The 12,380-nt window shown below is 53.6% G+C and carries 12 protein-coding genes; 6 read left to right on the top strand and 6 right to left on the bottom strand.

Features of this window, described 5'->3' with window-relative positions; all coding sequences use genetic code 11:
- Positions 1 to 42: 42 nt before the first annotated feature.
- The 6 genes from EIZ48_RS00385 to pspF all read right to left on the bottom strand — a co-directional run bounded on the left by EIZ48_RS00385 (position 43) and on the right by pspF (position 6,477).
- Entirely contained in the window at positions 43 to 867 is an 825-nt protein-coding gene (locus tag EIZ48_RS00385) for an ATP-binding cassette domain-containing protein (RefSeq protein ID WP_160648173.1), read from the bottom strand.
- Complete coding sequence (locus EIZ48_RS00390; RefSeq protein ID WP_075766536.1) at positions 864 to 1,865, bottom strand: peptide ABC transporter ATP-binding protein; 1,002 nt, start codon at positions 1,863 to 1,865, stop codon at positions 864 to 866. Before EIZ48_RS00390 ends, EIZ48_RS00385 begins: the two co-directional genes overlap by 4 nt.
- Positions 1,865 to 2,752, bottom strand: coding sequence for a putrescine export ABC transporter permease SapC (gene sapC, locus EIZ48_RS00395; protein WP_160648174.1), 888 nt, complete (start codon positions 2,750 to 2,752; stop codon positions 1,865 to 1,867). Before sapC ends, EIZ48_RS00390 begins: the two co-directional genes overlap by 1 nt.
- Positions 2,739 to 3,701 carry an ABC transporter permease gene (locus tag EIZ48_RS00400; protein WP_160648175.1) on the bottom strand — a complete coding sequence of 321 codons (963 nt, stop codon included), beginning with the start codon at positions 3,699 to 3,701 and terminating at the stop codon, positions 2,739 to 2,741. Before EIZ48_RS00400 ends, sapC begins: the two co-directional genes overlap by 14 nt.
- A 4-nt stretch (positions 3,702 to 3,705) precedes the next feature.
- Entirely contained in the window at positions 3,706 to 5,325 is a 1,620-nt protein-coding gene (gene sapA, locus EIZ48_RS00405) for an ABC transporter substrate-binding protein SapA (RefSeq protein ID WP_160648176.1), read from the bottom strand.
- A 147-nt stretch (positions 5,326 to 5,472) separates the two neighbouring features.
- Positions 5,473 to 6,477 carry a phage shock protein operon transcriptional activator gene (gene pspF / locus EIZ48_RS00410; RefSeq protein ID WP_160648177.1) on the bottom strand — a complete coding sequence of 335 codons (1,005 nt, stop codon included), beginning with the start codon at positions 6,475 to 6,477 and terminating at the stop codon, positions 5,473 to 5,475.
- Between the two features lie 197 nt (positions 6,478 to 6,674).
- Here pspF and pspA point away from each other — a divergent pair, with 197 nt between their 5' ends.
- The 6 genes from pspA (at position 6,675) to tyrR (ending at position 12,375) form a co-directional block, all read left to right on the top strand.
- Positions 6,675 to 7,340 (top strand): phage shock protein PspA, encoded by a 666-nt coding sequence (gene pspA / locus EIZ48_RS00415; RefSeq protein WP_160648178.1) that lies wholly within the window; start codon positions 6,675 to 6,677, stop codon positions 7,338 to 7,340.
- A 48-nt stretch (positions 7,341 to 7,388) separates the two neighbouring features.
- Complete coding sequence (gene pspB / locus EIZ48_RS00420) at positions 7,389 to 7,613, top strand: envelope stress response membrane protein PspB (protein WP_075766530.1); 225 nt, start codon at positions 7,389 to 7,391, stop codon at positions 7,611 to 7,613.
- Entirely contained in the window at positions 7,610 to 7,996 is a 387-nt protein-coding gene (gene pspC, locus EIZ48_RS00425; RefSeq protein ID WP_160648179.1) for an envelope stress response membrane protein PspC, read from the top strand. Before pspB ends, pspC begins: the two co-directional genes overlap by 4 nt.
- A 166-nt stretch (positions 7,997 to 8,162) precedes the next feature.
- The gene (locus EIZ48_RS00430; RefSeq protein WP_160648180.1) at positions 8,163 to 9,560 is read left to right on the top strand and encodes a YcjX family GTP-binding protein; all 1,398 of its coding nucleotides are present in this window, start codon (positions 8,163 to 8,165) and stop codon (positions 9,558 to 9,560) included.
- Positions 9,557 to 10,588: a YcjF family protein gene (locus EIZ48_RS00435; protein ID WP_160648181.1), complete on the top strand. Its 1,032-nt coding sequence runs from the start codon at positions 9,557 to 9,559 to the stop codon at positions 10,586 to 10,588. Before EIZ48_RS00430 ends, EIZ48_RS00435 begins: the two co-directional genes overlap by 4 nt.
- A gap of 251 nt (positions 10,589 to 10,839) precedes the next feature.
- Entirely contained in the window at positions 10,840 to 12,375 is a 1,536-nt protein-coding gene (tyrR, locus tag EIZ48_RS00440; protein WP_160648182.1) for a transcriptional regulator TyrR, read from the top strand.
- Positions 12,376 to 12,380 lie beyond the last annotated feature (5 nt).

A 12,380-nucleotide genomic window follows, 5' to 3' on the forward strand; every position in this document is an offset into this window, starting at 1 on the left:
ACGGGCTGAAGTCAGCCCGCCAGGTAGATTGTTTTCGCACGCTTAGCACTCAATTTTAGGCGTCGCGCTGCTTATACGGTTGGTTCGGTCGTGCGACGGTGCCGAGAAATGGCTGTCGAGTAGTTTTTGCGTCAGCGGGTGCTGGGGATTGGCGAAAACATCCGCCGTCAGGCCCTGCTCAACCACCTCGCCATTTTGCATAACCATCACCTTGTCGGTGAAATGTTTGATAACCCCCATATGCTGCGATACGTAAACATACGACAGTCCCATTTCTTCCTGTAGCTCCAGCAACAGGTTGAGGATCTGGGAGCGCATAGACATGTCGAGACCGTTAAGGGCTTCATCAGCCACGATAATACAAGGCTGGAGGATTAGGGCGCGAGCAAGGGAGACACGCTGCTTCTGGCCGGTTGCCAGCATCTGCGGGTAGAAATAGGCGTGCTCGGGCAGCAGGCCGACGCGTTTCAGGGTCATCATGATCCTGCGCTCGCGGGCCTGCGGCGTCATATTGGTATTTCGTTTCAGCGGCCCTTCCAGAATTTTGCCTATCTGGATCCGTGGATTCAGCGAGGTATTGGGATCTTGAAAGATCATCCGGATCAGCTTGCAGCGGGTCTGAAAGTCATTGGGGGCTAACGGCTCGCCGTTGACTCTAATGATCCCCTCGGTCGGCTCGACAACCCCTGATAGCATTTTGGCCAGCGTCGACTTGCCTGAACCGTTTTCGCCCATAAACGCGATAGTCTCACCGGCTTCCAAGGTGAATGATACCGGCTTGACGGCCTCTATCGTTCGGCGGCGAAACAGCCCCGAGCGGTAGTGATAGTCTTTTTTCAGGTGTTCGACTTCTAGTAGCGCACTCACTTATTCGTTTCCTCCATATTCAGCGGAAAATGACAGCTGAATTTATGGTTTTTTATCTTTCTTCGCTTCGGTACTTCGACACATTTGCGCTGGGCATGGGGACAGCGCGGGCCAAGGCGACAGCCGATGGGCAAATGCTGCAGAGGAGGAATAGAGCCGGGCAGCGTTTCCAGTTTACATTTGTGGGGCAGCACATCCAGATTGAAGTCAGGCATGGCACGGAGCAGCGCTTCGGTATAAGGGTGATGCGGTGATTGCAGCAGCTGTTTACGGCTGCCGGATTCGACCGACTGGCCGCAATACATCACGGTGATCCTGTCTGCCCACTGGGTTACCGTCGTCAGGTCGTGGCTGACCAGCAAGATAGTGGTATTGCCGAGTTGGTTCATCCGGCTAAGCAGGCGGAAGATCTGCGCCTGGGTGATCGGATCCAAATCGTTGGTCGGTTCATCGGCAATCAATAGGCGAGGGCGGTTGGCAATCGCCATGGCAATCATGACTTTCTGGCACTCGCCGTCTGTCAGTTCATACGGGTAGCTTTTCATTACCCGCTTGTGATCTTTGATCCCCACTTTGTGCAGCAGGGCAATTGCCTGTTTCTGGCGCCACTGAAAGCGTTGCCACCAATGGCCGCTGAATGATACCTGGGGGATCGCCTCTTCCAGCTGTTCACCCACATGTTCAGACGGATCCAGACAGGAGGAAGGCTCCTGGAAAATCATGGCGATTTCGCGCCCGACTATCTTTCGGCGCTCACGGGTGGATAGCGAGAGCAGATCAACGTCGCCCAGCCTCAAACGGTCGGCCGTGACTCGCCAGCTGTCTTTGGTGACCCCGGCGATGGCCTTGGCGACAAGACTTTTGCCTGAACCTGACTCACCCACGAGCCCTCTGATCTCGCCCTCGTTGAGGGTCAGGCTCATACGGTCGACGGCTTTGACCAACCCTTGCGGGGTCTCGATTTCAATGGTCAGGTTACGGATATCTAATAAAGGCATTAATCAATCCCCGCATTGATTGCTTGGCGGAGTCCTTCTCCTACTAAGTTTACTACCAATACACTGAAGGTGATTGCCAGTCCGGGCAAGGTGACAGTCCAGGGCGCAAGGTAAATCAGCTCGATGGAATCGCCCAGCATCGCTCCCCACTCGGAGGACGGTGCCTGGGCGCCGAGGCCAAGAAAACCCAGTGCGGCAATATCAAGGATGGCGATAGAGATGGCCCGGGTGAGCTCATTGGTAATGGCCGTCAGGATATTGGGCAGAATGGAGTTATAGAGCAAATAGAAATCGTTGGCACCGTCCAGGCGGGCAGCGATGATGTAGTCTTTTTCAACCTCGTTGTGCACTGCCGTGTAGATGGCACGAATGAAACGAGGGATCAGTGCCAGCCAGATAGCCAGCAGGATATTGACTTCGCCCGGGCCCATATAGGCCACGACAATGATGGCCAACAGCAGCGACGGAATGGACAGTACAGTATCGAGAATATGGTTTAGGAAGCTCGACTTGAGCCCGCGGGTCATACCTGCCATCACACCGATGACAATACCGATGACACTGGATGCCAGGGCAATGAGCAGTGCGTAGCCGAAGGTTAGCTGGGTGCCCAGTAGCAGGCGGCTCAGTATGTCACGGCCGAGATCGTCGGTACCGAAGAAAAACTCGACATGGCCGCTCGGATCCCACGATGGCGGCATCAAGAGTTCGCCTACCTGCTGGTTGGGCGCGTAAGGGATGATAAAGTGCGCGCTGAGAGTCACAATCAGCAGGAAAAGCAAACACCACAAACCGAACATGGCCAGCGAGTTGGCCCGGTAGTTTTGCCAGGCCCGCTCCCACTGAGTCGGGATTTTCTGCTCCTGGTAGATGTTATTTGATAGCATACCATTCCTTTCTGACAAGCGGGTTAACAACGGCGCCAGTGAGATCTGACAGAATGTTGGCAATCAGGATAAAGCTACCGACAGTAATGACACCGGCCTGAATTGCGACATAATTTTGCTCGGAGATAGCATTGAGCAGCCAGCGGCCAATGCCCGGCCAGTTGAAGATTGATTCGGTCAGCATCGCAAACGTCATCATGGTCGAAAACTGCATGCCGAGTTTCGGGATGATCGGCGGAATCGCATTCTTCAGGACATGGCGCATGATAATTTCGAACATCGACAGGCCCTTGGTCTGTGCGACTTTAATGAAGTTCTGGTTCATCACTTCGGCCACTGAGGTGCGGGTCAGGCGGATCACCTCGGTGGTCGGTGCCATTGCCAGTACCAAGGTCGGGAGGATCAGATGGCGGATAGTGTCCATCAGGGCTTCCGAGCGGTACGGCTTGTCAGAGAGCAGGACATCAATCAGGGCAACGCCGGTCACATGGTCAATTTCATAGAGGACGCTGTAGCGTCCGGCCACGGGCAGCCAGCCAAGCTGCTGCGAAAAGAGCATGATTAGCAATACTGCCAGCCAAAATAGCGGGATGGAGTAGCCGACCAGGGCCAGGGATGAAATTGAGGTATCGACAAAGCGACCACGTTTCACGCCAGCCAGGGTTCCAAGCGGGATACCTGCCAGCAGTGACAGGGTGAAGGCAAAGAAACACAGCTCGAGCGTCGCCGGGAAGACCGTCAGCACGTCAAGCAGTACCGGCGAACCATGTTGATTCAGCCCCAGGTTGCCCACGAGCAGATTGTCGATATAGGTGAACCAACCACTCCAGAATGGCTGGTTGCTCCAGAGCGAGCTGTGATCGAGGCGGAGAATGCTGAAACCGACCATGGTCAAAATAGCCATGGTGATCATGAACAGATTCAAACGGCGAATAGTATAAATAAACATGATGTCACTCGCTGCGGTAAACACTGGAGAATGAGCGAGTACCAAAAGGACTCATTTGCAACCCACCCAGAGACTGATGGTGAACCTGGAAGTGGACACCGTGAGCCAGTGGAATAATGGGTACCTCTGTATCTAAGATATCCTGTGCCAGATGGTAGTAGTCGACGCGCTGTTCGAGCTTGTTGGTGCGCGACGCCAGCTCGAGCAGATTATCGAATCCGAGGTTGCACCAATTGGCAACGTTTAACCCGGCGCTCTTGGCACTGCATGACAGCAGTGGGCGAAGGAAGTTGTCCGGATCACCATTGTCGGCAATCCAGCCGGTGAGCACCATGTCGCTGTTCGTTGCAACCGTGGAGCTCAGCCTGCTCAGGGTGTCTTGCGATAAAATTTTCAGCTGAACACCTACGGCATTGAGATCGGCCTGTATCAGCTCGGCGGTTTTTCTCGGGCTTGGGTTATAAGGCCTCGGTTCGAGCGGTACCCACATCGTCAGGCTGAGGTTTTTGTCAAAACCGGCCTGCTTGAGCAGTGCCAGAGACTTAACCGGGTCGTAATCCAATGCTTTGCTGCTGTGGTTATAGGCCCAGGACATTGGCGGCAGAATGCTTTTTGCCTTGGTGCCGGTGCCGTAGTAAACCGAATTGAGCAAGTTTTCGCGATTGATGGCTAGGTTGATGGCCTTGCGAACCCGCGGATCTTTCAGTTCGGATTTGCTGTTATTCAGCGCAACAAAGGCCACATTCATCCCGGTCTGGGCAATAAGTTCAAACTCCTCGCTGTTGCTGATCACCGGCAGCTGGCTGGCAACAGGGGACGAGAGGACATCGCATTCTTTGCTAAGCAGTTTCGCCAGGGTGCCGGTACCGCGAGACGAGATGTCAAAGACGACCTGCTCCATCGGAGCGGCGCCTTGCCAGTAGCCCCAGTGGCGGACCAGCCGGATCAGGTCGTTGGGCAGATATTGCGACAGGTAAAATGGTCCGGTGCCGATTGGCTTCATGTCCAGCTGATGCAGTTTGCCGGCTTTTAACAGGCTCTGGGCATATTCTTGCGAATGAATAACCGCATAGGTGGTCGCCAGATTAGACAGGAAAGCATTGTCCGGGCGGGCAAGGGTAAACTTCACCGTATGAGAGTCAACGACCTCGATGTTATCAACCAGGCTACTAAAGCCCTGGCTCTCGAACCAGGGGTAGCGGCCACCGGAGACCTTGTGGAAGGGGTGGCTGGGGTCGATAATGCGCCTGAAACTGAATACGACATCCTGGGCATTGAGCTGGCGGGTCGGCTTGAACCAGTCCGTGCTCTGAAACTCGATGCCTTTACGCAGGTTGAAGGTATATTCGAGGCCATCATCACTGACAGACCAGCTGCGGGCAAGCGACGGAAGTGGCTGGTGGCTGATCGGATCGAGCAATAACAGGCGATCGAAGATCTGTGCTGCCAGCGTATCCGCGGTCAGTCCGCCATCAATAAGTTGGGGGTTAAAGGTCGTCGGCGTATCTTGCCCGCAATAAACGAAGCCGCGGCTGCGAATATTGCTGTCTTGGTGTGGCTCCGAGCAGCCGATCAGGCTGAACAGTCCAAAGCACGCAAGCAGTAGACGAGTATAGGCGCTCATAAAGAAAAGGATTTTTTTGAAAACAAGTGGCTAAATTTAACATTATCCATCACTGTCACCAAGCTATCTCCTAAAATAACCTTCTATTACTTAGTGCTATTGTCTATGCGGCTGTCTATTGTCAGGGCAAAAAAGGACTGCTTGGGCTTATTCCGAATTGCCGACCAGCTGGTATTTGCGCAGCAGCCCTCTAAGTTGATGGTAGCTTAAACCTAATAGCTCAGCGGCTTTTCGCTGATTAAATTTAGCCTGCTCCAAGGCTTGGCGAATAACCGCGATTTCCTGATCCTGCTGCCACTGGCGAAAGTCGAGCGGAAAGTCCACTGCTGCTGCAAGCGCAGACGGTTCCTCGGCAGGTTTCCCTACGGGCTTGTCGTGCCAGGGGGCATGAAAAGGGTCGATAACGATGTGATCAACGGCCTCTCCTTCCAGGGCATGCCGAAACACCGAGCGCTCAATGACGTTTTTGAGCTCGCGAATATTGCCCGGCCAGTGATAATCGAGCAGCTCCTGTCTCGCGGCCGGGGTAAAACCGGCAAAGAAGCTGTAGTCGAGCTCCCGGCACATGCGGACCGCATAGTATTCGGCCAGCGGCAAAATATCCTCGCGACGTTCGCGAAGCGGCGGTAAATGAATAATGTCGAAGGCAAGCCGGTCAAGCAAATCGGCGCGGAATTTTCTTTCTTCGGCCAACTGGGGCAGGTTTTCGTTGGTTGCGCAGATCAGGCGTACGTTGGCCTGGCAGGTTTTGCTGCCGCCGACACGTTCGTATTCGCCGTATTCGATAACGCGTAACAGTTTTTCTTGTACGCCAAGTGGTGCCGTGGCCAGTTCGTCCAGAAACAGGGTTCCGCCCTCGGCACGCTCGAATCGTCCCTGGTGGCGGCCTTTTGCTCCGGTAAAGGAGCCGGCTTCATGGCCAAACAGTTCGGAATCGATAACCCCCTCACTCAATGCAGCACAGTTTAATGTGACTAGCGGCTGGTCCCAACGCTTGGACAGGTAGTGCATGCGCTGGGCAATAAGCTCTTTACCTGTGCCCCGTTCACCCAGAACAAGAATAGGGCGGTTGAGTGGGGCGAGGCGGGAGGCCTGATCGAGCACGGCAAGAAATGATTCTGACTCACCGATAAGGTTATCTGTTTTTTGCATGGTCAATCTCACTAACTATTGGCGTACTTGTTCACACCATAGCATTGGGAGTTAGGGATTGCAAAGCTAAGCTATTGATAAATATGAAACAAAAAGTTGGCACAGAGTTTGATACAGTGCTTAATGTAGAGTCATTACAGCAACCTAGCATGTAGGCCTAGGAACCAACGCGGATTAACGCATTAAGGAGATTCAATATGGGCATTTTTTCTCGCTTTGCAGATATCGTCAATGCAAACGTCAACTCATTGCTGGATAAGGCTGAGGATCCGCAGAAAATGATCCGCCTTATCATCCAGGAAATGGAAGATACGCTGGTTGAAGTACGCACTTCGTCAGCTCGGGCATTGGCAGACAAAAAAGAGCTGCAGCGTCGTATCGACTCACTGCAGGTACAGATTGATGACTGGCAGCAGAAAGCGAGCCTTGCGCTACAGAAAGGCCGTGACGATCTGGCGCGTGCGGCGTTGATCGAAAAGCAAAAACTCAGTGATGTGGTGCTAACGCTTAACGAAGAGTATAAGTTGGTTGAAGAGACCATCGACAAGCTAAGCGGCGAAGTGGCCGAGCTGGAGCGTAAGCTGCAGGAAACCCGCGCCCGTCAGCAGGCGTTGGTGACTCGCCATCAGGCAGCAGGCAACCGTCGCGAAGTCCGCCGTCAGCTAGATACCGGCAAGGTAGACGAGGCCCTGTCTAAGTTTGAACAGTACGAGCGTCGTATTGATGAAATGGAAGCCGAAGCCGATAGCTACAGCATTGGTCGTGGTAAAAACCTGGAGCAGGAATTTGCCGATCTTCAGGCGCAGGACGAAATTGAGAAAGAACTTGAACGCATGAAGGCAAATATCAAGGATAAAGAGTAAGATAGTGACAATATTGGGTTCTGCACGAAACGAGGATGGAGGTAATTTATGGGTTGGATAGTATGGCCGTTGATGGCGTTCTTAATTTTTGTTGCGCCGCTATGGTTGATTCTGCACTACCGTGGCCAACGTAATGCTACTCAGGGGCTATCTGGCGAAGAACATGAACAGCTGCAAACCCTTGTGATGCGTGCAGAACAGATGCAGGAGCGCATCAAAACGCTGGAGCAGATTCTGGATGCGGAAGCACCGCAGTGGAGGCAACGCCGATGAGTAAAACCTTGTATAGAGATCCGCAGAACGGAAAGATAAGCGGGGTTTGTGCGGGTATTGCTGAGTACTTCGGTATGGAAATCTGGTTAGTTAGGATCCTGGCTGTGTCCGCTTTCTTGCTAGGGTTCGGGTTCTTTGCCATCGTGGCGTATATCGCGGCAAGCTTGATTCTGGATAAAATGCCGGAGGAGCGCAGAGAGCAGCAATACATCTACCGGGAACATACCATCAAGCAGAAGCCTTGGCAGGCCGGGCTTTCTCCGGAGCAGATCTTAAGCAATGTCGAAGCCGAACTGGATGGCATGGAAAAGGATTTACGTCACATGGAGGCCTATGTCACCTCTTCGGCATTTAAGGTTGCCAGAGAGTTTAAAAATCTCTGAGTGCGTGCTGACACCTTGCCGAACAGTCATTCCTGAAGCAGGCCTTATGCCTGCTTTTTACTGTTTGCTTATCCCCCTGAGCTGAATCTACCCGGACGAAGGTATTCATCGGTGGTTAATTTTGGGGTTGGTATTCTATTTATAGAGTAATGAGTTAGGAAGAAATATGAATCGAATTGGTAACGAGTTAAACAAGTTAGTGAACCGCAGCCTGGATCGCCACGTGCGTCTGGCGGTGACGGGATTGTCTCGTGCGGGTAAGACAGCTTTTATAACATCGCTTGTTAATCAGTTGCTTCATGTGAGTACCAACCCGAGGCTTCCTTTGTTTTCAGCCGTGCGTGAAGGGCACCTTCTCGGCGCAAAACGCGTGCCGCAGGTAGACATGCATGTTCCCAAGTTTGGTTATGACGAAGGAATGAGTGCACTGCTGGAGTCTCCGCCGATGTGGCCGGATCCCACTCGGGATGTCAGCCAGACCCGGCTGGCATTGCGCTACAAGCCGCAAAAGGGGCCGATGAAACTGCTGCAGGATACCGCGACCCTGTACCTGGATATTGTCGATTACCCGGGAGAGTGGCTGCTGGACCTGCCCCTGCTGGAGATGGACTATCTTAGCTGGTCGCAGCAGCAGGCTAAACTGTTAAAGGGCAAGCGTAGCGAACTGGCGCAAAGCTGGCTGGAGGTGGCCGAGGGCTTTGACCCGCTGGCACCGGCTGACGAGGCCCTGATTGAGCGGCTGTCAGCCGTTTTTACCGAATACCTGTACAAGTGCAAGGCCGAAGGGGGATTGCACTGGGTACAGCCGGGGCGGTTTGTACTGCCCGGCGAGCTGGCCGGAGCGCCGGTTTTGCAGTTCTTCCCGTTTGTCTGGGCCGATAAATATTCCGAAGTCCAGTTACAGCAGGCTGACGAGCATAGCAATTTCGGGATGCTAAAGAGCCGCTATAAGTATTACCAGCAACACGTAGTCAAAGCGTTTTACCGCGAGCATTTTTCCAAGTTTGATCGCCAGATCATTCTGGTTGACTGCCTGCAGCCGCTTAATGCCGGGCCCGAGTCATTCAATGATATGCGACAGGCGCTGGATCAGCTGATGCAGAGCTTTAAGTATGGCCGCAGTTCGTTGTTGCGCAGGCTGTTTTCACCACGAATCGACAAGGTGCTGTTTGCTGCAACCAAGGCTGATCACGTTACACCGGAGCAGCATCCGAACCTGGTCAGCTTGCTCCAGCAGATAGTCAACGATGCCTGGCAGACGGCATCGTTTGAAGGGATCAAAATGGATTGCGTGAGCTTGTCGTCGATTCAGGCCACAGAGCCGGGATTTGTTTCCCATCAGGGACAGCAGGTGCCGGCACTGAGGGGGCATACCCTGAGTGGACAGGCACAGATGCTGTTTCCGGGTGAAGTGCCGCGCCGTTTGCCGAATGACGCCTACTGGCAGCAATACGGCTTTGATTTTGTTAATTTCCGTCCGTTGGACATCCAGAGCGATGAGCCTTTGCCTCACATCAGAATGGATAAAGCACTGGAATATCTGTTGGGAGATAAATTGCGATGACTCAACCTTATAAAGCAAAAATATTATTTGATGAGCCCGAGCAGGCGGGATCGACTGCGGAGCAGGAGCTGACTGCCCAGCAACAGTTTGCTGAGAGTGAGGCTTTCTTGCCGGACACGGCCTCTGAGCCTGATGTCGAGGAGCAACTGGCGCAGACTCTCGCCAGCAAGCCCAAGCGCAGCGGTCGTTGGTTTAAGGGGCTCCTGGTTGCCGCGACGGCAATGGCTGGCTGGCAGACGCTGGACTATGTTGTCACTGCCTACCAAAGTGCCGACTGGCTGGCGCTTGGCTGGAGCACGATTATCGCCGCTGTGGCAGCCACAGGGATTACGGCTATTGGCAGTGAGCTGCTCAAGCTTCGCCGCCTGAAACACCGCCAGTCCGAGCGGGAGCAGGCGCAGGCATTGTTGGAAGCCGACAGCATTGGTCAGGGCAAGGCGTTCTGTACCAAGTTGGCGAAGCAGAGTGCAATTCGTGACGATCATGTCGGCTATGACCGCTGGATGCAGTCGCTGGCGGCGACACATAACGACCGTGAGGTGCTGCAGCTGTATGATCAGATGGTGCTGACTCATCAGGATAAGCTGGCCCGCCGTCTTGTGGCCAAATATGCCAGCGAGGCCGCGGTGATGGTGGCGGTGAGTCCGCTGGCCGTTGCCGATATGCTGCTGGTGGCGTGGCGGAACTTCAAGCTGATTGATCAGGTATCGGCTGTCTATGGCGTCGAGTTGGGGTACTGGTCGAGGATCAAGCTTGTTAAGTTGGTACTTGCCAACATGGCCGTTGCCGGTGCCAGCGAGATGATTGCCGATACCGGCATGGATATGTTGTCGATGGACTTGGCTGGCCGGATGTCGACGCGGGTGGCGCAAGGCGTCGGTGTCGGACTGCTGACCGGACGCCTGGGACTCAAAGCGATCAGCTTGATGCGACCGCTGCCTTGGCAGCCTGATCAGCAGCCGAAGTTAAGTGAAATCCGCAAAGATTTGGTTTTGCGCTTGACCCGTCAGCAGAAAGACGCGAAATAACCAGTAAAGCAAATAGCCATGTGGGTTCTTCCGCATGGCTAAACCTGATCCTGGTTAGCCTTAACTGCGGGATATTCCCCGAGTTATATTGCCGATGTGGCGACTAAATGGTCAAACTCGCCTCCCGCTATTGTCCAATCTCTCATCATGCACCATTGCGAACTTGACTCGTTTACAGTGAAGGCGCACACTTCTTCAGTGTCAACAATTCCTGACACCTTGTAAGAAAAGTAATTGAGAAGGCGTGTGATATGAGGCTACAAGTCAATTGTGAAGACCGACTTGGTATGACCCGCGAGCTACTGGATATTCTGACCAGTCAGCAGATAGATTTACGGGGTATTGAAATTGATCGAATAGGGATTATCTACCTCAACTGCCCGGAGATCGAGTTCGAGCAGTTTAGTCAGCTGATGTCGCAAATCCGCCAGCTGGACGGTGTGACCGATGTCCGCAAGATCCAGTTTATGCCGAGCGAGCGCGAGCACAAAGAGCTGAAGGCTTTGCTGGAGACCCTGCCGGATCCGTTTTTCTCAATTAACTTGCAAGGTAAGGTTGATCTTGCCAATGATGCTGCCGAGTTGCTGATGGGCAAAACTCGCGGTGATATTCTTGGTGAAGGCATTCAGACGCTGCTTGGCTTTAATTTTCACCGCTGGCTGGAAAAAGAAGAGGCGGCCAAGCGCAGTGAAATGATCGTGCTCTCCGGGCTGGACTACATGATGGAGGTCATGCCGGTGTATGTTGCCGACGAAAGCGAAAAGCAGGTACTGGCCAGTGCTGTTATCCTGCTCAAGTCTTTGTCTGAAGCGAAAATGCCTGTCGCGATGCGGGAGATCAGCAGCGACAACGGCTTTGAGCACTTTGTCGGGCAGTCTTCTCGATTCAAGCATTTGCTTGCCCAGGCCAAGAAACTATCACTGCTGGACGCCCCCTTGCTGATCCAGGGAGAAACCGGCACCGGTAAGGAAATGCTGGCTCGCGCCTGTCACCGGCGCTCTCTGAGACGTGACAAACCATTTTTGCTGGTGAACTGTGTCTCGATGCCGGATAACGCCGCCGAAACCGAATTGTTTGGTTTTGCAGGCAGTGCCACAGAGCCGGGCAAGAAGGGGATATTCGAGCAGGCAGACGGCGGTACCGTCTTCCTGTATGAAGTGGGTGAAATGTCGGCGCACCTGCAAATCAAGCTGCTTCGTTTCCTGCAGGACGGCACGTTCCGCCGGGTAGGCGAAGAGAAAGAAATGAAGGTTGATGTCCGGGTTATTTGCTCGACACAGAAGAAGTTGCCTGATTTGGTTGCCAGCGGTGAGTTCCGGGAAGATTTGTATTACCGCCTGAATGTACTGGCTCTTGTTGTGCCGCCGCTGCGTGAACGAACCGGTGATATCGTCTCGCTGGCCGAGCTGTTTCTGGCCCAGTTTGCGCAGGAGATGCAACAGCCGAAGCCGGTTATTTCGGATGAACTGGCGCAATACCTTAGCCAGTATGCATGGCCGGGGAATATCAGGCAGTTACGAAATGTTCTGTTCCGTGCCATGACGCAGGTCGACGGCACCGAAGTGACCGTGGACGATGTCCAGCTACCGGAAAACGAAACGGCCAGTGTTATTAGTGACGAGACGCTGGATGGCTCTTTGGACGAGATCATGAAGCGCTATGAGTCGGGGATCTTGAACAACCTTTATCGCAGCTATCCGTCGACCCGTAAACTGGCCAAGCGGCTGGGGGTTTCGCATACTGCTGTTGCTAATAAACTGCGTGAATACGGCATTGGCAAGCACTAATTAGG

This window comes from Photobacterium alginatilyticum, assembly GCF_009910675.1.
Lineage (GTDB): Bacteria > Pseudomonadota > Gammaproteobacteria > Enterobacterales > Vibrionaceae > Photobacterium > Photobacterium alginatilyticum.